Annotated in this window: 22 protein-coding genes; 17 read left to right on the top strand and 5 right to left on the bottom strand. The window is 68.0% G+C overall.

The annotated features are described in order from the left end of the window. The first annotated feature begins 286 nt into the window (after positions 1-286). From CXG43_RS06475 to CXG43_RS06465, 3 genes are all read left to right on the top strand, one after another. Complete coding sequence (locus tag CXG43_RS06475; RefSeq protein ID WP_101099216.1) at positions 287-508, top strand: hypothetical protein; 222 nt, start codon at positions 287-289, stop codon at positions 506-508. Further along, complete coding sequence (locus CXG43_RS06470) at positions 505-795, top strand: transcriptional regulator (protein ID WP_101099215.1); 291 nt, start codon at positions 505-507, stop codon at positions 793-795. Before CXG43_RS06475 ends, CXG43_RS06470 begins: the two co-directional genes overlap by 4 nt. Positions 796-973: 178 nt before the next feature. Next, positions 974-1,423 (top strand): PA2169 family four-helix-bundle protein, encoded by a 450-nt coding sequence (locus tag CXG43_RS06465; RefSeq protein WP_042613224.1) that lies wholly within the window; start codon positions 974-976, stop codon positions 1,421-1,423. A gap of 81 nt (positions 1,424-1,504) precedes the next feature. Here CXG43_RS06465 and CXG43_RS06460 read toward each other — a convergent pair whose 3' ends face one another. Continuing rightward, the gene (locus CXG43_RS06460) at positions 1,505-2,194 is read right to left on the bottom strand and encodes a ComF family protein (RefSeq protein WP_101099214.1); all 690 of its coding nucleotides are present in this window, start codon (positions 2,192-2,194) and stop codon (positions 1,505-1,507) included. A gap of 253 nt (positions 2,195-2,447) precedes the next feature. Between CXG43_RS06460 and CXG43_RS06455 the strand changes: the two genes are divergently transcribed. The 4 genes from CXG43_RS06455 to bioC all read left to right on the top strand — a co-directional run bounded on the left by CXG43_RS06455 (position 2,448) and on the right by bioC (position 6,253). Next, complete coding sequence (locus tag CXG43_RS06455; protein WP_101099213.1) at positions 2,448-3,662, top strand: aminotransferase class I/II-fold pyridoxal phosphate-dependent enzyme; 1,215 nt, start codon at positions 2,448-2,450, stop codon at positions 3,660-3,662. An 8-nt stretch (positions 3,663-3,670) separates the two neighbouring features. Continuing rightward, positions 3,671-4,471: a pimeloyl-ACP methyl ester esterase BioH gene (bioH, locus tag CXG43_RS06450; RefSeq protein ID WP_101099212.1), complete on the top strand. Its 801-nt coding sequence runs from the start codon at positions 3,671-3,673 to the stop codon at positions 4,469-4,471. Positions 4,472-4,545: 74 nt separating this feature from the next. Further along, a complete protein-coding gene (locus tag CXG43_RS06445) occupies positions 4,546-5,328 on the top strand; it encodes an SDR family oxidoreductase (protein ID WP_101099211.1) in 783 nt (260 codons plus the stop codon). A gap of 28 nt (positions 5,329-5,356) precedes the next feature. Beyond that, positions 5,357-6,253 (top strand): malonyl-ACP O-methyltransferase BioC, encoded by an 897-nt coding sequence (gene bioC, locus CXG43_RS06440; RefSeq protein ID WP_101099210.1) that lies wholly within the window; start codon positions 5,357-5,359, stop codon positions 6,251-6,253. 118 nt (positions 6,254-6,371) lie between these two features. Here bioC and CXG43_RS06435 read toward each other — a convergent pair whose 3' ends face one another. Beyond that, a complete protein-coding gene (locus CXG43_RS06435; RefSeq protein WP_101099209.1) occupies positions 6,372-6,977 on the bottom strand; it encodes a YdcF family protein in 606 nt (201 codons plus the stop codon). Continuing rightward, a complete protein-coding gene (locus tag CXG43_RS06430; RefSeq protein ID WP_101099208.1) occupies positions 6,974-7,936 on the bottom strand; it encodes a pyridoxal-phosphate dependent enzyme in 963 nt (320 codons plus the stop codon). Before CXG43_RS06430 ends, CXG43_RS06435 begins: the two co-directional genes overlap by 4 nt. A gap of 153 nt (positions 7,937-8,089) precedes the next feature. Here CXG43_RS06430 and CXG43_RS06425 point away from each other — a divergent pair, with 153 nt between their 5' ends. From CXG43_RS06425 to CXG43_RS06385, 9 genes are all read left to right on the top strand, one after another. After that, positions 8,090-8,635, top strand: a complete 546-nt coding sequence (locus CXG43_RS06425) for a hypothetical protein (RefSeq protein ID WP_101099346.1) — start codon at positions 8,090-8,092, stop codon at positions 8,633-8,635. Positions 8,636-9,177: 542 nt separating this feature from the next. Next, positions 9,178-11,067 carry a tRNA uridine-5-carboxymethylaminomethyl(34) synthesis enzyme MnmG gene (gene mnmG / locus CXG43_RS06420; protein WP_101099207.1) on the top strand — a complete coding sequence of 630 codons (1,890 nt, stop codon included), beginning with the start codon at positions 9,178-9,180 and terminating at the stop codon, positions 11,065-11,067. A 139-nt stretch (positions 11,068-11,206) separates the two neighbouring features. Next, complete coding sequence (locus CXG43_RS06415) at positions 11,207-11,737, top strand: gamma carbonic anhydrase family protein (protein ID WP_101099206.1); 531 nt, start codon at positions 11,207-11,209, stop codon at positions 11,735-11,737. Positions 11,738-11,868: 131 nt separating this feature from the next. After that, a complete protein-coding gene (locus CXG43_RS06410) occupies positions 11,869-12,561 on the top strand; it encodes an RDD family protein (protein ID WP_223181712.1) in 693 nt (230 codons plus the stop codon). Then, a complete protein-coding gene (locus CXG43_RS06405; RefSeq protein ID WP_101099205.1) occupies positions 12,558-13,556 on the top strand; it encodes a stage II sporulation protein M in 999 nt (332 codons plus the stop codon). Before CXG43_RS06410 ends, CXG43_RS06405 begins: the two co-directional genes overlap by 4 nt. Then, positions 13,546-15,171, top strand: a complete 1,626-nt coding sequence (locus CXG43_RS06400) for a DUF4129 domain-containing protein (RefSeq protein WP_101099343.1) — start codon at positions 13,546-13,548, stop codon at positions 15,169-15,171. The genes CXG43_RS06405 and CXG43_RS06400 overlap by 11 nt, the downstream gene beginning before the upstream one ends. After that, positions 15,168-16,364 (top strand): DUF4350 domain-containing protein, encoded by a 1,197-nt coding sequence (locus CXG43_RS06395; protein WP_101099344.1) that lies wholly within the window; start codon positions 15,168-15,170, stop codon positions 16,362-16,364. Before CXG43_RS06400 ends, CXG43_RS06395 begins: the two co-directional genes overlap by 4 nt. After that, positions 16,361-17,374: a MoxR family ATPase gene (locus tag CXG43_RS06390; RefSeq protein WP_225212042.1), complete on the top strand. Its 1,014-nt coding sequence runs from the start codon at positions 16,361-16,363 to the stop codon at positions 17,372-17,374. The genes CXG43_RS06395 and CXG43_RS06390 overlap by 4 nt, the downstream gene beginning before the upstream one ends. Next, positions 17,371-18,669, top strand: coding sequence for a DUF58 domain-containing protein (locus CXG43_RS06385; RefSeq protein WP_101099204.1), 1,299 nt, complete (start codon positions 17,371-17,373; stop codon positions 18,667-18,669). The genes CXG43_RS06390 and CXG43_RS06385 overlap by 4 nt, the downstream gene beginning before the upstream one ends. 147 nt (positions 18,670-18,816) lie before the next feature. Here the strand turns inward: CXG43_RS06385 and CXG43_RS06380 are convergent, their stop codons facing one another. Both CXG43_RS06380 and CXG43_RS06375 read right to left on the bottom strand, forming a co-directional pair. Beyond that, the gene (locus CXG43_RS06380; RefSeq protein ID WP_101099203.1) at positions 18,817-19,995 is read right to left on the bottom strand and encodes a glutathionylspermidine synthase family protein; all 1,179 of its coding nucleotides are present in this window, start codon (positions 19,993-19,995) and stop codon (positions 18,817-18,819) included. Positions 19,996-19,998: 3 nt separating this feature from the next. Next, positions 19,999-20,571 carry a DUF1190 domain-containing protein gene (locus tag CXG43_RS06375; protein ID WP_101099202.1) on the bottom strand — a complete coding sequence of 191 codons (573 nt, stop codon included), beginning with the start codon at positions 20,569-20,571 and terminating at the stop codon, positions 19,999-20,001. A gap of 189 nt (positions 20,572-20,760) precedes the next feature. Here CXG43_RS06375 and ilvD point away from each other — a divergent pair, with 189 nt between their 5' ends. Continuing rightward, a complete protein-coding gene (gene ilvD / locus CXG43_RS06370) occupies positions 20,761-22,596 on the top strand; it encodes a dihydroxy-acid dehydratase (protein ID WP_101099201.1) in 1,836 nt (611 codons plus the stop codon). The last annotated feature ends 130 nt before the right edge of the window (positions 22,597-22,726 follow it).

Genomic DNA, 22,726 nt, shown 5'->3' with positions numbered 1-22,726 from the left:
GCAACTTTGCCCATGTACGCAAAGGCACCCGACTGATGGGATGAACCTGCTGGCGACGTAGAGCGCCAGCCGGGATTCGCATCCTGATTTGAAGGCGGTACTTGGCTCTGTTTTGCCCTCTGGGCACGGCGGAGAATGCACTGCATCGCGCACCGTTCATACGGCGGGCGATGCGGGGGATCCCTGATCCGCCGGATTTTTGACCGTCTTCAACCGGTATGCGAACCCGCATCGCCCGCCACCTGACGCTTCGGCGCAGGTGGCCTCAAGCCTTGTGAGGTTCGTCATGGATACGCCGACTGAATCGCAAAATCCCCGGAGCGCCAAACGCCTGCACGCGCTGATGGGCGACAAGATGCACGACTTCCCGCCTCACTTCATCGAACGTCTTGAGCGGCGGCTGGAAGAATTCGAAGCCTCCCTGACGAGCGCCCACGTCGTCCTGCACCGGCAAGCTGCCCCTGACAACGGATGCGACGCCCGGCAGGACAAGGGGAGTCAGGAATGACGCACTATGAGCAGGCAAAGGCGCATCTGGCGAACCGCCGCGCAGCCGAGATGGCCGAGTACCTGGACACCCGTCTGCACATGGCCCACTACGATGAGAGCACGTTTGCGCGCTCGTTGCTGCTGGTAGCCGAATTGCACGGCATGAGTCATGTCGCGCAGCAGTGCGGCCTCAGCAGCGAGTCCCTGCGACGGCAGTTGAATGGCACGCGTCCGTTGTACTTCGACAGCGTGCTGGGCGTCATGCGTGCACTGGGAATCCAGCTGCGGGTAGAGGCCTCCGCCTGAGCCCGCCCAAGTGGCCATTCAAGGGCTGCATACCGGCAGCGTCAGCCGCCGTTGGGCCACATGACGGGCGCATCAAACGGTGCTCACCTGCAGTGGACTCGCTCCTGTCCATGGTGGTCTCCAACGGCACGGCATCACTCCCGCCGTTCCATTCGACCACTCACACGGAGCACTATCCATGAGCACCCAGTCCAAGATCGAACACAGCCTCAATGACCTGATTGAGATCGCCCGTGATGGTCAGAAGTTCTACAGCGAAGCTGCCACCAAGGTGAAGGACGCCGAACTTGCCGCCCTGTTCACCCGCATCGCCGGCAGCAAGGCCGACATTGTCACCTCGCTGAGCGCGACCGTTGCCGCCACCGGCGGTGAGCCGGCGGAACACGGCACCTTCGTCGGTTCGGTGCAGAAGATGTACGGCAACATCCGCGCCACCCTGGGTGACACCGAGTACGGCTACGTTGCCGAACTGGAAGAGTCCGAAGATCGCCTGCTGAAGGCCTTCAAGGACGTGCTGACCGACAACGACGTGCCGGCCCCGGTGCGCACCGAAGTCACCCGACTGCTGCCGGAAGTGCAGGAGACCCATGCGGTCATGCGCGCCCGTAAGCACGCAATGAAGTCGTAAGACCTCACGCTGCATCTTTCTGAAAGCCGACGCTGCCTGGCAGCGTCGGCTTTTTCGTGGGCGCCATGAAGTGATGCCCCATCACGGCACCCGTGCACAAACCCACGCGTTCACCTCTTTGCACCCTGCTTTCCGCAATGTCTGCGCACACGCATGCAGCGTGCTGCCCGTGGTCATCACGTCGTCCACCAGCACCACCGCCTCCGGCACCTCCCCCACTACTGCGAAGGCACCGTCCAGGTTGTGCCGGCGCGCATCGGCGTTGCGCTCGGACTGCGGCGCAGTGGCGCGGATCCGGCGGAGTCCTTTCCAGCGCGGCGCGCCGATCAGGCGGGCCAACTCTGCAGCCTGGTCGTAGCCGCGTTGACGCAGCCGGCGGGGATGGAGCGGCACGGCCACCAGTGGCGCCAGCGGCCACGGCGGTGGATTGAGGGCCATCAACTGCGCCATCAATCGCCCTGCGGCCAAGTCGGAATGGAATTTGTAGCGGAGTAGCAGGCCGGATATCGGATCCTCGTAGCGCAGGCTGGCCCAGCAGGCATCCAGCGGTGGCGCGGATTCTTCGCAGTGGAAGCAGAGCTCGTCCGCGTCTTCGTGCAACGGAAGTGCGCAGCGCGCGCAACCGTCGCTGTGCCAGGGGAGGGTCAGGCTGCAGGCACCGCAGAGTTCGTGGCCGCGCTCGCCGGGGTCGGCGCAGATCTGGCAGACCGGGGGCAGCAGGCTGCCCAGCAGGGAATTGGCGAGGGTGCGGAGGGTGGTGGGCAGCGGCATGGTGGGGATGAGGATGCGGTTGGTAGGGGGTATCTGGTATCGGGAGAGGGCGCGGAGTGCAGCGGGGCTATGCCCCGCCTGTGACGACCAACGGTCGTCACCCACCGAACCGTTCTGACGGCCAGCGGCCGTTACTACCTGGATGCATTGACGACCAGCGGTCGTCACTACCGACCGGCGGTGGGGTCGGCTCACGGCCCGGCTGGCGGTGGGTTTGTTACGCTATCGGCCCGTTCATCCGTAGTGCGCCCCGATGGCCCGTCCTGATCTGTTCGAGCGAATCCAGACCCTGCGCGCCAGCGCGGACAGCCTGCGTTCGGGCCCGGCAGTGCAGGCCGTGGGCCGCCGCGATGGCGTCCGCGTCGATGTCGATGGCCAGGCGCTGACCAGCTTCCGCGGCAGCGACTACCTCGGCCTGGCGCAGCAGTTCGGCGTGGTCAATGCGCTGCAGGATGCAGTCGCGCGCGAAGGCGTCAACGGCAGCGCCGCGCCAGCCGCCGGTGGCCGCCATGCGCTGCACCAGGCGCTGGAAATCGAAGCCGCTGAGTGGCTGGGCCATCCGCGTGCCCTGTTGTTCAGCAGTGCCTATCTGGCCAACCTGGCCGTGCAGCAGGTGCTGCTGTGCGAAGACGGCGATGTCTGCGCGCAGGACCAGCTCAACCAGCCCAGCCTGCTCGATGCCACCGCACTGGCCGGTGCGCGCCTGCGCCGCTACCCGCACCTGGATGCCGAAGGCGCGATGCGCCAGCTCAAGCACGCCGCCGAAGGCGCGGCGATGCTGGCCACCGATGCGGTGTTCTGCATCGATGGCGATAGTGCGCCGCTGCGCTCGTTGACGCTGGTTGCGCGCATGCAGGAGGCGCTGCTGTGCGTGGACGATACGCATGGCATCGGTGTGCTCGGCGAGGGCGGCCGTGGCAGCGTGTCGGCCGCCGGCCTGGGCACCGCCGATGTCCCATTGCAGGTGTTCGCGCTGGATGCCGCACTCGGTGGCTCCGGTGCGCTGGTGGTCGGTGACGCCGCACTGCTGGAGCATCTGGCTGCCACCGCGCGGCCCTATCTGTATTCCCCTGCCCTTTCGCCCGCATTGACCGCCGCATCGCTGGAGGCAATGCGGCTGGCGCGCCGCGATGACTGGCGCCGCGAGAAACTGGTTGAACTGGTCGGCGTGTTCCGCCGCGCCGCGCGTGGCCACGGCCTGGGCCTGATGGCTGCCGAAACGCCGATCCAGTCGCTGTCCTTCGCCACCGATCAACAGGCCATCGCGCTGGCGCAGAACCTGCAGCAGGCCGGCATGTGGGTCGGCACGGTGCCGGCCAGCCTTACCGGCGATGGCGCGGCGCGCCTGCGCGTCAGCCTGTCGGCGTTGCACGTGCCTGCGCAGGTGCAGGCCCTGGTGGATGCGATCGCGCGCGCACGCGACGGCCTGCACGCCGGCACGCTGCTGCCGGCCGCCGCGCTGGCCTGACCCCGCGCATGCATATCGCCGTCAGTGGCAGCGGCCCAGCGCTGGTCCTGATCCATGGCTGGGCCCTGCAGGGCGACGTCTTTGCGCCGCTGGTGGAACGCCTTTCCGGTCAGTTCACCCTGCACGTGGTGGACCTGCCCGGACATGGCCGCAGCCGCGAAGATGCCACGCCGCTGGAATGCGAATCCGTGGTGGCTGCCATTGCCGCGGCCACGCCGCCGGCGGTGTGGTGCGGGTGGTCGCTGGGCGGCCTGTTCGCGCTGCATGCCGCCGCGACCCGGCCGCAGGTGCAGGGGCTGGTGATGCTGGCCTCCTCGCCACGCTTCGTGCGTGAGGAAGGCTGGCCGCATGCGGTGCCGGCACCGGTGTTCGCGCAGTTCGCGAATGACCTGGCCGTCGATTTCCCCGCCACGGTGGATCGCTTCCTCGCACTGGACCTGATGAACACAGACCCGGCACGCGCCGACCTGCGTGGCCTGCGCCAGCGCCTGCTGGATGCCGGCGCACCGGCCCCACGCGTGCTGGAAGAAGGCGCGCGGCTGCTGCAGTCGGCCGACCTGCGCGGTGTGTTGCCGTCGCTGCGCACGCCCAGCCTGTGGTTGCCCGGCCACCGCGACCGACTGGTGCCACCGGCCGCAGCGCATGCCGCCGCCGCAGTGTGCCCGGACGGTGCAGCGAGGGCGCAGACCATCGCCCACGGTGGCCATGCGCCGTTCCTCGGGCAGGCCGACGAGGTTGCCGCGCAGCTGCAACACTTCATCACGGCGCAGGTAGTGACGGCCGCTGGCCGTCAACCCACAATGCAGTAGTGACGGCCGCTGGCCGCCAACCGACAATGCAGGATCGACGGCCAACCGCCGTCCGCAACAAAAGGTGGACTGACATGGATCTTGGAATCGCCGGCCGTTGGGCTTTGGTGTGCGGCGCAAGCAAGGGCCTCGGCCTGGGCTGCGCGCGTGCGCTGGCGGCCGAGGGCGTGAACGTGGTCATCGTCGCCCGTGGCGAGCAGGCCCTGCAGCAGGCTGCCGATGCCCTGCGCGCCCTGCCCGGTGCCGGCCAGGTGGTCGCGGTGGCCGCCGATGTCACCACCGAAGCCGGCCGCGCCATCGCGCTGGCCGCGTGCCCGCAGGTGGACATCCTGGTCACCAACGCTGGCGGGCCACCGGCCGGTGACTTCCGCCAGTTCGAACGCGAGGACTGGATCGCCGCGCTGGATGCCAACATGCTCGCGCCGATCGCCCTGATCCGCGCCACGGTGGATGGCATGATCGCGCGTGGTTTCGGCCGCATCGTCAACATCACCTCTTCGTCGGTGAAGGCGCCGATCGACATCCTGGCGCTGTCCAACGGTGCGCGTTCCGGGCTGACCGGCTTCGTCGCCGGGCTGGCGCGGCGCACGGTATCGGCCAATGTCACCATCAACAATCTGCTGCCGGGCCAGTTCGACACCGACCGCCTGCGCGGCAACTTCGCCTTCATGGCCAAGCAGCAGGACGCCGATGCAGAGGCCATCGCCGAGCAGAAACGCCGCCACATTCCCGCCGGGCGCTTTGGCCAGCCGGATGAGTTCGGCGCGGCCTGCGCGTTCCTGTGCAGTGCACTGGCCGGCTACCTGACCGGACAGAACCTGCTCATCGACGGCGGCGCCTACCCGGGCACGTTCTGAGGCCGCACCCTGCTCCACCGAGACCCGCATGAACCAGCGTACCGACCCCCGCCCCGATCCCCGCCACGTGCGCCGCGCATTCTCCCGCGCCGCCGCCACTTACGATGCCGCCGCCGCGCTGCAGCGCGAGGTGCAGCAGCGCCTGATGGAGTCGCTGGAGTACCTGGAAGCCCGCGTGCCGGAGGTGGTGCTGGATGTCGGTGCGGGCACCGGGCATGCCAGTGCGCTGATGAAGAAGCGCTGGCCGAAAGCGCAGGTGATCGCACTGGACGTGGCCGAACCGATGCTCGCCCAGGCCAAGCGCCAGGCCGGCTGGTGGAAGCCGTTCCAGCGGGTGTGTGCCAGTGCGACGGCGTTGCCGCTGGCCGACAACAGCGTGGATGTGATCTTCAGCAATCTGTGCCTGCAGTACGTGGATGACCTGCCGGCGGTGTTCGCCGGTTTCCGCCGCGTGCTCAAGCCCGGCGGGCTGCTGCTGTGTTCCACCTATGGGCCGGAGACGCTGATCGAGCTGGCCGAAGCCTTCCACGCCGCCGACGAGCAACCGCACGTGAGCCGCTTCGCGCCGATTGCCCAGTTCGGCGATGCGTTGATGATGGCCGGCTTCCGCGACCCGGTGCTGGACCGCGATCTGTTCACCCTGACCTACGACGACCTGCCGGCGCTGATGGCCGAACTGCGCGCGCTGGGCGCGACCAACGCGCGGCTTGATCGGCGGCGCGCACTGACCGGGCCGGGCCGTTTCAAGGCGGCGGCGGCGGCGTATGAACCGATGCGGCGCGCCGACGGCAAGCTGCCCAGCAGCTGGGATGTCATCTATGCCCACGCATGGGCGCCACAGGCCGGCGCGCCGATCCGCGAACAGGGCCAGGACATCGCGGCGGTGCCGCTGTCGGCGATCCCGATCCGCCGCCGACCGGGTTGATAGGCTGTTCCTGGGGCTCTTGGTGGGGGACGACCGTTGGTCGTCACGGCTTCTTCCTTGATCCTTTCCGATGCCAAGAGCGTGACGACCAACGGTCGTCACCCACCAAAAATGGCCGTTACCCAACCGCCTGCACGAACAGGTCGCGGTGGAAGAAGTAGATTTCCTGCGCCAGGAAGCGCCAACTGGTGTGGAAGCTGCGGAAGCGCGTGCTCGGCGTGGACGAGGCCAGCGCATCGATGCCCATCGCCCGGCTCAGCCGCAGCGCGCGTGCCATGTGCAGCGGATCGCTGACGATGATCACCCGGTGCAGCCCGCGCTGGTCCATCAGCCGCTTTGCTTCGACCAGGTTCTGCACGGTGTTGCGTGACTGCGTTTCGATCAGGATCGCCTTCGCTGGTACGCCCTGCTTCAGCGCGTAGCGCCGCGCCACCTGTGATTCGGAAAAGCGCGCACCACTGCCGCCATAGCCGCCGGTGAAGATCAGCAGCGGCGCATAGCCGGCTTGGTACAGGTCAAGCCCGTGGCGGATGCGCTCCTGGAACACCGGCGACGGCTTGGCGTCATAGGCGGCGGCACCGAGCACGATGATCGCATCAGCCTTGGCCGCCTGGTCGCGCTCGCCGATCCACATGATCCAGCCGGTCACGCCCAGCAGCCACACCACCAGCAGCACGAACAGGCGCCACATCCAGCCCAGCAGGCCGACACGGTGGCGGCTCATGCGGCCGACCAAGGCAAGGCGTCGATGTCCACGTTGCCACCGGACAGCACCAGCCCCACGCGCAGGCCGACGAAGCGTTGCGGCTGCGCCAGTACTGCAGCGAAGGCAATCGCCGAGGACGGTTCCACGGTCTGCTTGAGCACCTGCCACAGCAGGCGCATGGCGGCCACGGTGGCGGCATCGTCGACCACGATCACCTCCGCGCCCGCCGCCTGCAGCACCTGGAAGTTGGGCGCCCCGAGGGTGCCACGCAGTCCATCGCAGACGGTATCGGGCACGAAGTCGATGCGACGCTCACCGGCCTGCAACGAGCGCGCGGTATCGGCAGCACCGGCCGGTTCGGCCAGCACCAGCCGGGTCTGCGGGGACACCTGCTGCAGCGCCAGCGCCGTGTCTGCGGCGAGTCCACCGCCGCCTACCGGTACCACCAGCACGTCAAAGGGCCCTTCGGCCTGCAGCAGTTCCAGAGCGGCAGTCCCCTGCCCGGCAATCACCGCCGCGTCGGTATACGGGTGAACCAGCGTGGCGCCGGTATCGGCCTGGACCTGTGCGCACATCGCTTCGCGTGCGGCGATGGTCGGCGCGCACTGCCACAACGTGGCGCCGTGGCGGGCGATGTTGGCCAGCTTGGCGGCCACCGCCCCTTCGGGCACCACCACGTGGCAGGCAATGCCGCGGGTGAGCGCGGCCAGCGCCAGCGCGGCGCCGTGGTTGCCGGACGAATGGGTGACCACCCCGGCCGACGCCTGCTCGGCAGGCAATGACCACACCGCATTGCAGGCACCACGGAACTTGAACGCGCCGCTGCGCTGCAGGTGTTCCGCCTTGAACGCCAGCTGCGCGCCGGCCAGCGCGTCGAGCGTCTGCGAGCGCAGCACGGGCGTCACGGCCGCGTGCGGGGCGATCCGCGCGGCAGCTTCAAGTACGGCATGGGCGGGGGGTGGTGGCGCCTCGTTCATCTGCAAAGATTAACGTATGCCCCCACCCGCTCGCAGCGCCTGCCGCAGACCCCATCGGGCCGATTGCCAACCATTCATGCTTGCGCGGGTGAATTTATCGGCGATTCAATGCGAAAGGCTAAGCTGGAGACCTTACCCTTGGGGGGCCGTACCATGAAGATGCGCTTGATCGTTGCCGGAGGCCTGTTGCTGGCCTTGTCCGGCTGCGCCACGTATGACTATGTCGGCAGTGGCGGTGGTGGCGGCGGCAGTGGGTACTACCATGGCTCCCCGTCCACGGAATACCGTTACCCGGCGGGTTATCCCTACGGCTACGGCGGCAGCCCCTATGGTTACGGCAGCGGCTACTACGGTCGTGGCTATTACGGTGGCGGCTATGGCTATGGGTACCCGGTCTATCGCCCCTACCCCAATTATCGTCCGCCGCACCATGGCCACCGTCCGCCGGGCAATCGTCCGCCGCCCGACCGTCCGCGTCCGCCGAACACCCGCCCGCCGGGCAACAACGGCGGCTCTCCGTGGCGCAACCTGGATTCCAACACGCGTCCGTCGCGTCCGCCGCAGGGCCAGGGCATGAGCCGTCCCCAGCCGCAGCAGGTGCGCCCGTCACCGCCGCCACGCCCGGCGTCGGCACCGCGTCCCAGTGGTTCGCCGTGGCGAAATTTGAACCGCGCCACAGAACGACAGCAGGAGCGGTGATCGGCTCTTGAACCTTCCGCCGGGAAGGTTCAAAGTAGGCCCGGATTGACCCGCCGCGTCCAAAAGTGACAAAGTCGACGCAGCCGGTCATACGATCTACGTCGATATCCGCCAGGAACATCTGGATCCCCCCTGTTCCGGCCCTGTCGGATGTCGGCACCTAAAAAGACAAGGCCCCGCGCAAGCGGGGCCTTGTCTTTTTAGCGTCTGTCGCAGGTGGAACGGCCTTGCTCCGGTGTTCCGGAAAAAAACAGGGCCGGACAGTCCCCCGACTGCCGGCCCTACGCTTCCCCAATGTGCATCTGGACCAGCCCCTGTTCCAATTCCGGTCCGTAGCGCCAGTGGCGCCGATCACGCTGGGTGCTAAGGATATATCTGCAGGTTCCATGCCAACTTTAGGGCCGATTCACGAATCTGCCCTGATTTCTGTCCGGCGGGGGCCAAAGGAATCTGACCCCGGCCACGATTGGCGTTAAAATCGCCACCCTCCAAGGCGCCTGCGCCTGCCCAACCGATGGCTGCGGCCACCCCCTGCCTTCCCCATGACCGACTCCTTCCATCGTTACGACGTCATCGTCATCGGCGGCGGCCACGCCGGCACCGAAGCGGCGCTCGCCGCGGCACGCGGTGGCGCGCGCACCCTGCTGCTCACCCACAACATCGAAACCGTGGGCGCGATGAGCTGCAACCCGGCGATCGGCGGCATCGGCAAGGGCCATCTGGTCAAGGAAATCGATGCGCTGGGCGGGGCGATGGCGCACGCCGCCGACCGCGCCGGCATCCAGTGGCGCACCTTGAACGCGTCCAAGGGACCGGCGGTGCGCGCTACCCGCTGCCAGGCCGACCGCAACCTGTACCGCATGGCGATCCGCGCCATCGTGGAAGCGCAGCCGAACCTGACCGTGTTCCAGGCCGCCGTGGATGACCTGGTCATCGAGGGCGACCAGGTGCGTGGCGTGCTCACCCAGACCGGCCTGCGCTTTGATGCGGCAGCGGTGGTGCTGACCGCCGGGACCTTCCTGGCCGGCAAGATCCACGTCGGGCCCACCCAGTACGCCGCCGGCCGCATGGGCGATCCGCCGGCCACCACGCTGGCCGCGCGCCTGCGCGAACGCCCGTTCCAGGTGGACCGGCTGAAGACCGGCACGCCACCGCGCATCGATGGCCGTTCGCTGGATTACAGCGTGATGGACGAGCAGCCCGGCGACGATCCGCGGCCGGTGATGTCCTTCCTCGGAACGGTGGATGAGCATCCGCCGCAGGTCAGTTGCTGGATCACCCATACCAGCGCGCGCACCCACGACATCATCCGCGAGTCGCTGCATCGCTCGCCGCTGTACAGCGGGCAGATCGAAGGCATCGGCCCACGTTACTGCCCGTCCATCGAGGACAAGGTGGTGCGCTTCGCCGAAAAGGAAAGCCACCAGATCTTCGTCGAACCCGAAGGCCTGGGCATCGTGGAGATCTACCCCAACGGTATTTCGACCTCGTTGCCGTTCGATGTGCAGCTGGCGATGGTACGCAGCATCCGCGGCTTCGAGAACGCGCATATCACCCGCCCCGGCTACGCCATCGAATACGACTACTTCGATCCGCGCGGCCTGAAGGCATCGCTGGAAACCAAGACCGTGGGCGGGCTGTTCTTCGCCGGCCAGATCAACGGCACCACCGGCTATGAAGAAGCCGCCGCGCAGGGCCTGTTGGCCGGTTTGAATGCTGCCCGCCAGGTGCGTGGGCTGGATGGCTGGTGCCCGCGCCGCGATGAAGCGTACCTCGGCGTGCTGGTGGATGACCTGATCACCCACGGCACCACCGAGCCGTACCGCATGTTCACCAGCCGCGCCGAATACCGGCTGCAGCTGCGCGAAGACAACGCCGACCAGCGCCTGACCCCGGTCGGCCGCGCGATGGGGCTGGTGGACGACCGCCGCTGGGCGGCGTTCGAGACCAAGCAGGCGGCGGTGGGCGCCGAAAGTGCGCGGCTGCGTGCGCTCTGGGCAACGCCCGGCAATGCCCTGGGACGCGAAGTGGAACAGGTGCTGGGCGTGGCGGTGAGCCGGGAAACCAACGTGCTGGACCTGATCAAGCGCCCGGAACTGGACTACGCCAAGCTGATGCAGGTGCCCTCGCTGGGCCCGGGCGTGGACGATGCCAAGGTGGCCGAGCAGGTGGAGATCGGCGTCAAGTACGCCGGCTACCTGGACCGCCAGCGCGATGAGATCGAGCGCCAGCAACGGCATGAATCCACCCCGATCACCGAGGGCTTCGATTATGCGATCGTGCGCGGGTTGTCGGCCGAAGCGCTGCAGAAACTCGAACGCGTGCGGCCGCAGACCATCGGCCAGGCCCAGCGCATCCCCGGCATGACCCCGGCGGCGATTTCGCTGCTGCTGGTGCACCTGGAACGTTCGCGCCGCGGGCGCGTGGCGTAAGGCGGGCCGCTGTGCTCGCCGAGCATGGCTCGGCGCTACCCTTATGGCCGGGCATGGCTCGGCGCTACCTTTTCTGCCGGGCAGGGCTCGGCGCTACCTTTTCTGCCGGGCAGGCCTCGGCGCTGTACCGGAGAACCCGATGAACCCGCTACGCCCCTTCCGCGACAAGATGCCGGTGCTCGGCGCGCGTGCCTACGTAGACCCTGCCTGCACGATCATCGGCGATGTGGAAATCGGCGAAGACGCTTCGGTGTGGCCGGGCACGGTGATCCGCGGTGACGTCAACTTCGTGCGCATCGGTGCACGCACCAACGTGCAGGACGGCACCATCATCCATGTCAGCCACCACAGCCCTTTCAACAAGGCCGGCCATCCCACGCTGATCGGCGAAGGGGTCACCGTCGGCCACGGCTGCATCATCCATGCCTGCAGCATCGGCGATTACAGTCTGATCGGCATGGGCGCCTGCATCCTCGATGGGGCCCGGGTGGAGAAGCACGGCTTCGTCGGCGCCGGCGCGGTGGTGGGTCCGGGCAAGGTGGTCGGTGAAGGCGAACTGTGGGTAGGCAACCCGGCCCGCCCGGCGCGCATGCTGAAGGACAGCGAGATCGAAGCGCTGCACTATTCGGCCGACCACTACGTGCGGTTGAAAGACGAGTACCTGGGCTGAGGCCCGGCTGCGGTAAAGCCAACTTCCGTTGGCTCGGTGGCCGCGGCAACCTGCTAAAGTCAGACTCCGACCCAGGATGACGTCGAGACTCACATGCCCGTGGCCGCCTGCCGGAGAGGAATCCGGCACAGATGACCGCAACGCCGATGCTGGATACCTACCGCGAAGTGGTTACGCCGGAAGGCGTGCCGTTGCAGCTGCGTGCCGCCGGCCCACTGCCGCGTGCGCTGGCCTGGCTGATTGATTTCGCGATCCGCGCGGCCGTGCTGATCGTGCTGGCCTTCCCGCTGGCACTGCTGGATGAGTTCGGGCGCGGGCTGCACCTGGCGCTGATGTTCCTGCTCTACTGGGCCTACACCATCGTGCTGGAAGCGATCTGGGGCCAGACCCTGGGCAAGCGGGCGATGGGCCTGCGGGTGATCGCTCGCGATGGGGCACCGGTGGGCTGGAGCGGATCGGTCACGCGCAACCTGCTGCGCACCGTGGACATGCTGCCATTCGGCTACGCGCTGGGCCTGCTCAGCAGCCTGTTCGATGCGAATGGACGACGGCTGGGCGATCTGGTCGCCGGCACGCTGGTGGTGCACGGCGATGCGCGCATCCGTGCGCCGGCCGCCACCATCGACAGCGCGCTGCCGCCCCCGGTTGCGCTGCAACCGCTGGAACAATCGGCGGTGATCGCCTTCGCCGAACGCGCCCCGCTGCTGGCACCGGCCCGCCAACAGGAACTGGCAGCCATCGCCAGCCCACTGACCCAAGCCAACGGGCAGGTCGGCGTGCTGCGCCTGTATGCCATGGCCAACTGGTTGCTGGGAAGGCGATGAAGCAGGAACAGTTCGTCAGCCGTTACCAACCCGAATGGCAGGCCCTGGAAGCCTGGCTGGAGCAGCGTGCGCACCTGGGCCGCCGTCGTCGCGCGCGTGCACCGGTGGATCCTGCGTTGCCCGCCGATGCGGAGTTCCCGCAGCGCTACCGGCGCCTGTGCCAGCAGCTGGCGCTGGCCCGCCAGCGCGGCTACAGCCCGCAGCTGGTGGAACACCTGCAGCAGTTGATGCAGCGCGGCCACACGCTGCTGTACCGCACGCCGGCATTCCGCTGGCGCGGAGTGCTGGAGTTCCTGCTCGCCGATTTCCCGCAGCTGGTACGCAGCCAGGCCACGGTGATGTGGGTGGCGCTGGCCTTGTTCGCGGTACCGCTGGTGGGCAGCTTCGTGGCCGTGCAGCTGCAGCCGGACCTGGTCCACCTGTTGATGGACAACGCACGCCTGGCGCAGGTGGAACGCATGTACGACCCGTCATCACCCAACCTGGGCCGCGACAGTGGCACCGACTGGATGATGTTCGGCTACTACATCATGAACAACATCAGCATCGGCCTGCGCACCTTCGCCAGCGGCCTGCTGGCCGGTGTCGGCACGGTGCTGGTGCTGCTGTTCAACGGCATCACCATCGGCACGGTGGCCGGGCACCTGCAGCACGTCGGCCACGGCGATCCGTTCTGGCGCTTCGTGGTGGGCCATGGGGCCTTCGAACTCACCGCGATCGTGATCGCCGGCGGCGCCGGCCTGCAGCTCGGCCTGCGGCTGGTGGCACCCGGGCGCAAACGCCGCCTGGATGCGCTGGTGGAAGGTGGACGGATCGGCGCACGGCTGTGCCTGGGCATCGCCGCGATGCTGCTGGTGGCGGCCTTCATCGAAGCATTCTGGTCATCCATCGCCAGCGTTCCGGCGTGGGGCAAGTACAGCGTCGCTGCGGTGCTGTGGACGCTGGTCCTGCTGTGGCTGTGGCGCGGTGGCCGCGGGGGTGCGCATGCGGATTGACCAGCTCAACGTAGCGCTGCGCGCACGCAGCAGTTGGGAGGCGATGGAACTGGGCATGGCGCTGGTACGCCGCCAACCGCGGGCGGCATGGGGCGCCTGGTTGCTGGCCAGTGCGCCGCTGTTCGTGCTGTTCAATGCACTGGCGTGGTGGCACGGCGATGCCTTTGGCTGGGCATGGCTGCTGCTGTGGTGGTGCAAGCCGGCGTTTGATCGCGTGGTGCTGTATGTGCTCTCACGCGATGTATTCGGCGAACCGGTCACCGCGTGGCAGGCGTTGCGCGCGCAGCGCGGCTGGGGCGTCAGCGGGTTCTGGGGTTACCTTGGCTGGCGGCGCTTCAGTCCGGTACGCAACGTGTGCCTGCCGGTGAACCTGCTGGAAGGCGCCGACGCGCCGCTGCGCAGCCTGCGCCGGCGTGCGGTGCTGAGCGCGGCGGCCGGTCCTTCGATGCTGCTCACGCTGCTGTGCCTGGGCTTCGAAGCGGTGCTGGTGATCGGCGCGCTGTCGGCGATCTTCCTGTTCGTGCCGGTGGAACTGTTGAGCGATTCCTGGCGCGCGGCGTGGGAACTGGTGCGGCAGGACACCCCGGCCTGGGCGAAATTTGGATTGAATGGCGTGTTCTGGCTGGTCGCCAGCGTGATCGGGCCGTTGCATGTCGGGGCGGGCTTCGGCCTGTATCTCAACCGCCGCACGCAGATGGAAGCCTGGGACGTTGAAATCAGCTTCCGCCGCCTGCGCGGGCGCCTGCAGCAGGCCGCGCCGTTGCTGCTGCTGGCGCTGCTGTTCGCGCTGCCGGGGGCGTACGCACCGGTGCACGCGCAGGACACCCCACAGGACGTTGCCGACGACGCGACAGCGTCAGCCGAAGAAGAAGAAGAGGCAGAAGAAGAGACGCTTTCGCCGATAGACCCCGACGACACGCCGGCCGGCATCTTCGGTGATGCACCGGTCGACACCGCCGGCTTCCGCCAGGCCGTGCAGCGCGCGTATGAAGACCCGCTGCAGAGTCCCACGCGGGAGGTCACGGAGTGGAAGACACGTGAACCCGAGGACGAAGCCGAGCGCAAGGAACGCGAGCGGCTGAAGCGCGAAGCCGACGCAGGGAAATCCAAAGAGCTGGTGGGATCGGCCGCGAAGATGGTCGCCCTGGCGATGGAATGGGGACTATGGCTGCTACTCGGGGTGCTGCTGCTGATCCTGCTGCTGACCGCGCGGCGCTGGCTGCCGTGGCTGCGCGGATCCGGCCGGCACAAGGCCGCCGCCCCGGGCGCGCTGGTCGAAGATTCGATCACCCTGCCTGAGGTGGTGCCGCCCGACGTGGCGACCCGCGCGCGCCAATTGTGGGATAGCGGGCTACCGCGCCAGGCACTGGCCCTGTTGTACCGCGCCAGCGTGGGGACGGTGGTCGACCGCAGTGGCGTGGTATTGCCGCCGGGCGCCACCGAAGCGCAGGTGCTGCGTGCATCGCGCCGCATGTCCGACGCGCGCGACCGCGAACTGTTCGGCGCCATCGTGCGCATGTGGCAGTACGCCGCCTACGGCAACCGCCTGCCCTCGCGCGATGCCTTCCAGGCACTGGCTGACAGCCTGCAGGCGCAGTACCGGTGGCCGGCATGAAGGCGCGCGTGCTGTGGCCTTTGTTGATCGGCCTGGCGGTGTTGGTCAGCGTGCCGCTGGTGGTGTGGTTCCTGCGTACCCACGAGCAGGTGAGCAGGACCGAAACGCTGCCGCCGCAGGGCGAGGCCAGTTACAACCCGTTGTACGTGCTGGGCCAGGCGCTGCGCGCCGATGGCCTGCAGGTGCAGGCACGCGCGCGGCTGGACATGGCAGCGATGTCTCCGGCCGCCGGCGATACCGTGGTGCTGCTGCAGGACAGCGGCGAACTGCCGGCACCGGAAGTGGCCGCACTGCTGGCCTGGGTCCAGCGCGGCGGCCACCTGCTGGTGCGCACGCCCCCTACCGGCGAGGATGACAAGCGCCAGGAACCGGCCCTGCTGCAGGCGCTGGGCGTGGGCAGCCTGGGCTTCGGCAGTGCGTGCCAGCCGTTCCAGGTGGAAGGCGAGGACCGCCACCGGGAGTTCTGCAGCGGACGCCGTTTCGACGTCAGCGATGCGGCCTACGCCAAGGTGCAGCGCGAGTGGGGCAACGAAGACGGCTACGTGTTTGCCCGCATCGGTCACGGCCGCGGCGTGGTGGATGTGCTGGCGGACATGGAGTTCATGAAGGGTCAGACCGACACCGACTCCTTCCTGCCGGCCGCATTGCGCCCGAAGGGGATCCAGACCGCCGCTGTCGATGGCCTGCACGACCGTCCACACCGCGACCTGACCCGCTACCTGCTGCAGCCGAACTACGGCAAAGGCACGATGTGGCTGGTGTACGCCAGCCGGCCGCCATCGCTGTGGGCGCGTATGTTCTTCGAGGGCTGGCCGGTCTGGCTGCCGCTGCTGTTGTCCCTGTTGGGCTGGCTGTGGATGCGCTCGCAGCGCTTGGGCAGTGAACTGCCCTCGCCGCTGGCCGAACGCCGGTCGCTGCTGGAACACGTGCGCGCCAGCGGCGAACTGCTGCTGCGCCAGCGCCAGGGCCCGCGCCTGCATGCCGCGGTACGTGGGCTGTTCCTGCGCCGGCTGCAGGCACGCGCGCCGATCGCCGCCGCACTGGAAGGCGCCGCCCAGGAACATGCCATCGCCACCCTGCTGCAATGGCCGGCCAGTCGCGTGCACACCGCGCTGGCCGCGCCCGCTGCCAACGACCTCACCGCCCTGAAAGAGCGGATTGCCCTCCTGCTGCAGATGAGACGCCTGCTATGACCGAACTGGAAAACACCCCTACGACCCCGCCACCGCTGGGTGGACCTTCGCCGGTTGCCGGTGACCTGGTCGAACGCGTGGACGCGATCCGCGAAGCGGTCGGCCATGCCTTCATCGGCCAACAGGACGTGCTGGACCAGATCCTGATCGCGCTGCTGGCCGGTGGCCACGTGCTCATCGAAGGCGTGCCCGGACTAGGCAAGACGCTGCTGGTGCGTGCGCTGGCACAGGCGCTGGAGCTGGACCACGGCCGGGTGCAGTTCACCCCCGACCTGATGCCCAGCGATGTCAGCGGCCACGCGGTGTATGACCCCAAGAGCGAGAGCTTCAAGATCCGCCGCGGACCGGTGTTCACCAACCTGCTGCTGGCCGATGAGATCAACCGCGCGCCGGCCAAGACCCAGTCGGCGCTGCTGGAAGTGATGCAGGAAGGCCAGGTCACCATCGAAGGCAAGTCGTTCCCGCTGGCACCGCCCTTCATGGCGCTGGCCACGCAGAATCCGGTCGAACAGGAAGGCACCTACCCGCTGCCGGAAGCGCAGTTGGACCGCTTCCTGCTGAAGATCATCATCGATTACCCGGCGCTGGAGGAAGAGAAGCGCATGGTCGATGCAGTCACCACCGGCCGCAGCGCCAGCGACTTCGACCTGCAGCGGGTGCCGCGTGTGCTCAGCGCCGGCGAAGTGGTCGCGCTGCAGCAGGCCACGGCCGCCATCACCGTGGATGCCGAAGTGATCGACTACGCGGTGCGGATCGTCGCCGCCACCCGGAAATGGCCGGGCATCGCGCTCGGCGCGGGGCCGCGCGGCAGCATCGCGCTGGTGCGTGCAGCGCGTGCACAGGCGCTGTTGTCCGGGCGCGATTTCGTCACCCCGGACGACGTGCGCGATATCGCACGCCCCGCACTGCGCCACCGCATCGCGCTGGCACCGGAGCTGCAGATCGAAGGCCAGGATGCCGACGATGTGCTTTCGGCCCTGCTGGCCAAGGTGGACGCGCCGCGCCGATGAGGCCTGCCCTGCCCCTGCTGTGGCTGCTGCTGGCCTGGGCCGGCGTGGGTGGTGCGGTGCTGGCCGGCTGGCTGCCGCGCTGGGGCTGGTGGGCGCTGCTGGCGATTCTGCTGTTGCTCGGGTTGGCCGATCTGCTGCGGCTGCGCCGGATGCCCTCGCCACGCGTGCAGCGGCACATGCCGGAATCGCTGGCGCTGGACGTGCGCCGCGAGGTGCAGCTGAGCCTGCAGGCCGAGCAACCAGTGCGGCTGGAGGTGTTTGATCTGGTGCCCGGTGGGTGGCACAGCGAAGGCCTGCCGCGACGGCTGCGCCTGCGTGACGGCTTTGCGACCACGCTGGCGTATTACGTGCAGCCGCCGCAGCGGGGCGCGTTCCGGTTCGATGGCGTGCAGCTTCGCCTGCAGTCGCCGTGGCGATTGTGGACGCAACGGCGCACCGTGCCGCCTGCACTCGATGTGCGGGTGTTCCCGAACTTCGTGCCGCTGACCCGCTTTGCCTTGTTCAGTGCCGAACAGGCCTCGCGCATGGTCGGCGCGCACCTCAAGCGCCGGCGCGGTGAAGGCACCGATTTCCACCAGATGCGCGAGTACCGCATCGGTGACAGCCTGCGCCAGATCGACTGGAAAGCCACCTCGCGCGCGCGCCGGCTGGTATCGCGCGAGTACCAGGACGAGAAGAACCAGCAGATGCTGCTGATGCTCGACACCGGCCGCCGGATGATGGCCAGCGATGGCGGACTGTCGCACTTCGACCAGGTGTTGAACGCCGCGCTGGTGCTGTCCTACCTGGCGCTGCGGCAGGGCGACGGCGTCGGCCTGCATGCCATTGGTGGCGAGCCGCGCTGGGTGGCCCCCAAGCGGGGCATGGGCACCATCGACGACCTGCTGCGCGCCAGCCATGACCTGCAGCCACAAGCGGTGGCGACCGACTACCTGGCGGCCGCCACCCGGCTGTCGGTGCTGCAGCGGCGGCGCGCGCTGGTGATGCTGGTGACCAACGTGCGCGATGAGGACATCGAAGACCTGCTGGCGGCGGTGAAGCTGCTGCAGCGGCGCCACCTGGTGTGCGTGGCCAGTCTGCGCGAACAGGTACTGGACCAGGCCCTGCTGCAACCGGTGGACGAGACCACCGATGCCGCCCATGCCGGTGCCGCGGCGATGTACCTGGAACAGCGTGCGCAGGCGCATGATGCGTTGCGCAGCCATGGCGTGATGGTGCTGGATGTCACCGCCGAAGCCCTGCCCGGCGCGCTGGTGGAGCGCTACCTGTCGGTCAAGCGCGACGGCCTGTTGTAAGCGGTAGTGACGGCCGCTGGCCGTCAATCGCGTACGACGCCCCCCCCGCCGAGCATGGCTCGGCGCTACCGGATTCCTGCCCGGCCCCGGTGCGTCATGCCAGCCCGGCCTTGGTGGGTGACGACCGTTGGTCGTCACCGCGTTGGATCAGACGTAGATCTGCGTCGGCGCTTCATCGATGATCGCGTGCGGCACGAAACGCGCACTGTCACGAGTGATCGCGCTGTCATCCTCGCGGATGCCGATGCCACAGGCGTGGTCGCCGATCACCCAGCTGCCGATCAGCGGATAGCCGCCTTCGAAACGGGTCAACGGATGCGCCTTCTGCAGGATCGCCGGGCCATCGTAGGGCCCGTCACTGCGCTGCACGCTGCCATCGTCCAGGTGCATTTCGATGTTGGCGCCTTCGCGTGAGAACAACGGCTTGCGGACCCAGCCGGCGCCCAACGTGCGGCCGTCGTCGAAGTGCGATTCCAGCAGGTTCGGGTGTCCGCGATGGCGCTCCCACAGCAGTGGCAGGATGCCCTTGTTGCTCAGCACCGCCTTCCATGCCGGTTCCAGCAGCTGCACGCCGGAAGCCGGCAGCGCGCGGCCGAATTCCTCGGCCATCAGGTCTTCCAGCGGATACAGCTTGAACAGCGTGCCGATCACCGTGTCATCCAGCGCGGTGAAGCGTCCATCTTCGGAGAGTCCGATGTCTTCGATGGCGATGCCCTGGCCGTGCAGGTTGGCCTGCGCGGCGCAGTCCCGCAGGTATTCCACCGTGCCCACGTCTTCATGTGAACTGCCCACGGCGCTGAAGAACAGCGGCGGCGGCAGCTTGGCGGCGAGCTCACCGAAACGCTCCACCAGGGCTTCATGCAGGGCGTTGAACTGGTCGGCGTGCTGCGGCAGGCGGCCGGCATTGCGCTGGTCTTCCAGCCATTGCCACTGGAAGAAACTGGCTTCGAACAGCGAGGTCGGGGTGTCGTAGTTCAGTTCGTACAGCTTGGCCGGGCCGCTGCCGTCGTAGGCCAGGTCCAGGCGGCCGTAAAGGTGCGGCTGGCGCTGGCGCCAGCTGTCGGCGATCCAGTCGCGGTAATGCGCCGGGATCGCCAGCTTGTCCATCAGCGCATCGGACGCCACGACCTCCTCGACCAATGCCAGCGCCATCTGGTGCAGTTCGGCGCTGGGGTCTTCGATGTCCTGTTCGATCTGGCGCAGGGTGAAGGCGTAGTACGCCGTTTCATCCCAGTACGGCTGGCCGTCGATGGTGTGGAAGCGGAAGCCGGCTTCTTCGGCACGAGCGCGCCACTGGGCGCGCTCGGCAATGCGTACACGCTGCATCGATCAGCCGCCGAAGCTGCCGCCGCTACGGCGCGCACTGGTGCTGCCGAAGCCGGCACGGCTGGCGGTGGTGGCGCGGTTCGGCACGTTGCTGACCGGGGCCAGGCCGGCCTTGCCGGCGCCGATGCCGCTGGCCGTGTTCAGCCCGCCGCTGCCACCGGGGGCCGCGCGCGCCCAGCCGGCGCTCTTGTCCTGGTAAGCGGGGCTGGCGGCGGCCGGCTGCTGGGCCAGGCCGGCACGTCCGCTGTTCATCATCTGCGACATGAAGAAGCCCATCATCATCGGACCGATGAACGAAGTGCCTGCCGAGGTGCGCTGTTCCACGCACTGCTCCGGCTTGTAATCGGCTTCGCAGGCCGCCTTGTCGGCATACTTCGGCGCGGCATCGGCAGACTGCCGCTGCGCATCGGCAAAGGCGTTGCGGCACGATGAGGGATCGCCGGTGGCCTCGGTACAGGCCTGCACGGAGGTATACAGCCCTTCCTGCACCTGCACCGGTTCGTCCTTCTGGCAGGCGGTGAACAGCAGCGGTGCGGCGCTCATCAACAGCAGCGCGGTGGTGCGGGAACGTTTCATGGCCTCATGCCTCATGCGGATCAACCCGCCAATAATGCCGCATCAGCGCCGGCAACCAAAGTCGGCAAAGCAGGCAAGATGAACGGCGGGTCAGATCGGCGCTGGCCCGGTGGTTGCAAACGCAACCGGAAAAATTGGGCATCATCGGGAGACACCCACGTCGTACGGCCCGCCCGTTACTGCCAGCCCATGCCCGAGTACCGTTCCCGCACCTCCACCGCCGGCCGCAACATGGCCGGCGCCCGCGCCCTGTGGCGTGCCACCGGCATGAAGGACGGCGACTTCCACAAGCCGATCATCGCCATCGCCAACTCCTTCACCCAGTTCGTGCCCGGCCACGTGCACCTGAAGGACCTTGGCCAGCTGGTGGCGCGCGAGATCGAACAGGCCGGCGGCGTAGCCAAGGAGTTCAACACCATCGCGGTGGATGACGGCATCGCCATGGGCCACGACGGCATGCTGTACTCGCTGCCGAGCCGGGAGATCATCGCCGACTCGGTGGAATACATGGTCAACGCGCATTGCGCCGATGCCATCGTCTGCATTTCAAACTGCGACAAGATCACCCCCGGCATGCTGATGGCCGCGATGCGTCTGGACATCCCGGTGATCTTCGTTTCAGGCGGCCCGATGGAAGCGGGCAAGACCAAGCTGTCCGAACACAAGCTGGACCTGGTGGATGCGATGGTGATCGCCGCCGATGACAGCGCGTCCGACGAAAAGGTCGCCGAGTACGAGCGCAGCGCGTGCCCCACCTGCGGTTCGTGCTCGGGGATGTTCACCGCCAATTCGATGAACTGCCTGACCGAAGCGCTGGGCCTGTCGTTGCCCGGCAACGGCACCACGCTGGCCACCCACGCCGACCGCGAGATGCTGTTCCGCCGCGCCGGCCGGGTGATCGTGGAACTGTGCCACCGATGGTATGGCGGCGAAGACCCGCGCGCCCTGCCGAGCGGCATCGCCACCGCCGCGGCGTTCGGCAATGCGATGACGCTGGATATCGCCATGGGCGGTTCGACCAACACCATCCTGCACCTGCTGGCGGCCGCCCAGGAAGGCGGCGTGGACTTCGACCTGACCCATATCGACGCGCTGTCGCGGCGCGTGCCACAGCTGTGCAAGGTGGCGCCGAACACGCCGGAATACCACATCGAAGACGTGCACCGTGCCGGCGGGGTGTTCGGCATCCTCGGCGAACTGGACCGTGCCGGGCTGCTGGATACCTCGGTGCCGACCGTGCACAGCCCCTCGCTGGCCGACGCGCTGAAGCGGTGGGATGCCACGCTCACCGATGACGCGAAGGTGCATGAATTCTTCGCCGCCGGGCCGGCCGGCATTCCCACCCAGGTGGCTTTCAGCCAGGCCACGCGTTGGCCGTCGCTGGACCTGGACCGTGCCGAAGGCTGCATCCGTTCGCTGCAGCACGCCTATTCGCTGGAAGGCGGGCTGGCGGTGCTGCGTGGCAACCTGGCAGTGGACGGCTGCGTGGTGAAGACCGCCGGCGTGGACGAGTCCATCCATGTATTCGAGGGCAACGCTCGCGTATTCGAAAGCCAGGACGCGGCCGTGGCTGGCATCCTCGCCGACGAGGTGAAAGCGGGCGACGTGGTGGTGATCCGCTACGAGGGGCCGAAGGGTGGACCCGGCATGCAGGAGATGCTGTACCCGACCAGCTACCTCAAATCCAAGGGCCTGGGAAAACAGTGCGCGCTGCTGACCGACGGCCGCTTCTCAGGCGGCACTTCGGGCCTGTCGATCGGGCACGTTTCGCCCGAAGCGGCCAGCGGCGGGGTGATCGGGCTGGTGCACGACGGTGACCGCATCCGCATCGATATTCCCGCGCGGGGCATTCACCTGCTGGTGGATGAGGCCACGCTGGCGCAGCGCCGCGCCGACGCCGATGCACGTGGCTGGAAGCCACTGCAAGCACGCCCGCGCAAGGTCACCAGTGCGTTGAAAGCCTATGCGCTGCTGGCGACCAGCGCGGACAAGGGCGCCGTGCGCAACACCGCGCTGCTGGACTGACAAGGGGCGCGAGCACGGTAGCGCCGAGCCATGCCCGGCGAGCGCAGCGGAAGGCAGAAGCGTGACGACCAACGGTCGTCACCCACACACCGCAGGGCATGACGGCCAGCGGCCGTCACTACCGACAGCC

Origin of the sequence: Stenotrophomonas sp. Bg11-02 (assembly GCF_002836635.1) — a bacterium.
GTDB lineage: Bacteria > Pseudomonadota > Gammaproteobacteria > Xanthomonadales > Xanthomonadaceae > Stenotrophomonas > Stenotrophomonas lacuserhaii.
The sequence above is the reverse complement of the archived record's forward strand: the minus strand, read 5'-3'. Positions and strand labels throughout refer to the sequence as shown.

What these genes read in the sequence shown, in the direction of transcription:
- CXG43_RS06425 (WP_101099346.1), top strand. Translation starts at nt 8,090, where the DNA reads ATGAAGATGCGCTTGATCGTTGCCGGAGGCCTGTTGCTGGCCTTGTCC.
- CXG43_RS06455 (WP_101099213.1), top strand. Translation starts at nt 2,448, where the DNA reads ATGGCCCGTCCTGATCTGTTCGAGCGAATCCAGACCCTGCGCGCCAGC.
- CXG43_RS06375 (WP_101099202.1), bottom strand. Translation starts at nt 20,571, where the DNA reads ATGAAACGTTCCCGCACCACCGCGCTGCTGTTGATGAGCGCCGCACCG.
- CXG43_RS06435 (WP_101099209.1), bottom strand. Translation starts at nt 6,977, where the DNA reads ATGAGCCGCCACCGTGTCGGCCTGCTGGGCTGGATGTGGCGCCTGTTC.
- CXG43_RS06430 (WP_101099208.1), bottom strand. Translation starts at nt 7,936, where the DNA reads ATGAACGAGGCGCCACCACCCCCCGCCCATGCCGTACTTGAAGCTGCC.
- CXG43_RS06385 (WP_101099204.1), top strand. Translation starts at nt 17,371, where the DNA reads ATGAGGCCTGCCCTGCCCCTGCTGTGGCTGCTGCTGGCCTGGGCCGGC.
- bioH (WP_101099212.1), top strand. Translation starts at nt 3,671, where the DNA reads ATGCATATCGCCGTCAGTGGCAGCGGCCCAGCGCTGGTCCTGATCCAT.
- CXG43_RS06390 (WP_225212042.1), top strand. Translation starts at nt 16,361, where the DNA reads ATGACCGAACTGGAAAACACCCCTACGACCCCGCCACCGCTGGGTGGA.
- CXG43_RS06465 (WP_042613224.1), top strand. Translation starts at nt 974, where the DNA reads ATGAGCACCCAGTCCAAGATCGAACACAGCCTCAATGACCTGATTGAG.
- CXG43_RS06460 (WP_101099214.1), bottom strand. Translation starts at nt 2,194, where the DNA reads ATGCCGCTGCCCACCACCCTCCGCACCCTCGCCAATTCCCTGCTGGGC.
- bioC (WP_101099210.1), top strand. Translation starts at nt 5,357, where the DNA reads ATGAACCAGCGTACCGACCCCCGCCCCGATCCCCGCCACGTGCGCCGC.
- ilvD (WP_101099201.1), top strand. Translation starts at nt 20,761, where the DNA reads ATGCCCGAGTACCGTTCCCGCACCTCCACCGCCGGCCGCAACATGGCC.
- CXG43_RS06475 (WP_101099216.1), top strand. Translation starts at nt 287, where the DNA reads ATGGATACGCCGACTGAATCGCAAAATCCCCGGAGCGCCAAACGCCTG.
- CXG43_RS06380 (WP_101099203.1), bottom strand. Translation starts at nt 19,995, where the DNA reads ATGCAGCGTGTACGCATTGCCGAGCGCGCCCAGTGGCGCGCTCGTGCC.
- CXG43_RS06405 (WP_101099205.1), top strand. Translation starts at nt 12,558, where the DNA reads ATGAAGCAGGAACAGTTCGTCAGCCGTTACCAACCCGAATGGCAGGCC.
- CXG43_RS06415 (WP_101099206.1), top strand. Translation starts at nt 11,207, where the DNA reads ATGAACCCGCTACGCCCCTTCCGCGACAAGATGCCGGTGCTCGGCGCG.
- CXG43_RS06395 (WP_101099344.1), top strand. Translation starts at nt 15,168, where the DNA reads ATGAAGGCGCGCGTGCTGTGGCCTTTGTTGATCGGCCTGGCGGTGTTG.
- mnmG (WP_101099207.1), top strand. Translation starts at nt 9,178, where the DNA reads ATGACCGACTCCTTCCATCGTTACGACGTCATCGTCATCGGCGGCGGC.
- CXG43_RS06410 (WP_223181712.1), top strand. Translation starts at nt 11,869, where the DNA reads ATGACCGCAACGCCGATGCTGGATACCTACCGCGAAGTGGTTACGCCG.
- CXG43_RS06470 (WP_101099215.1), top strand. Translation starts at nt 505, where the DNA reads ATGACGCACTATGAGCAGGCAAAGGCGCATCTGGCGAACCGCCGCGCA.
- CXG43_RS06400 (WP_101099343.1), top strand. Translation starts at nt 13,546, where the DNA reads ATGCGGATTGACCAGCTCAACGTAGCGCTGCGCGCACGCAGCAGTTGG.
- CXG43_RS06445 (WP_101099211.1), top strand. Translation starts at nt 4,546, where the DNA reads ATGGATCTTGGAATCGCCGGCCGTTGGGCTTTGGTGTGCGGCGCAAGC.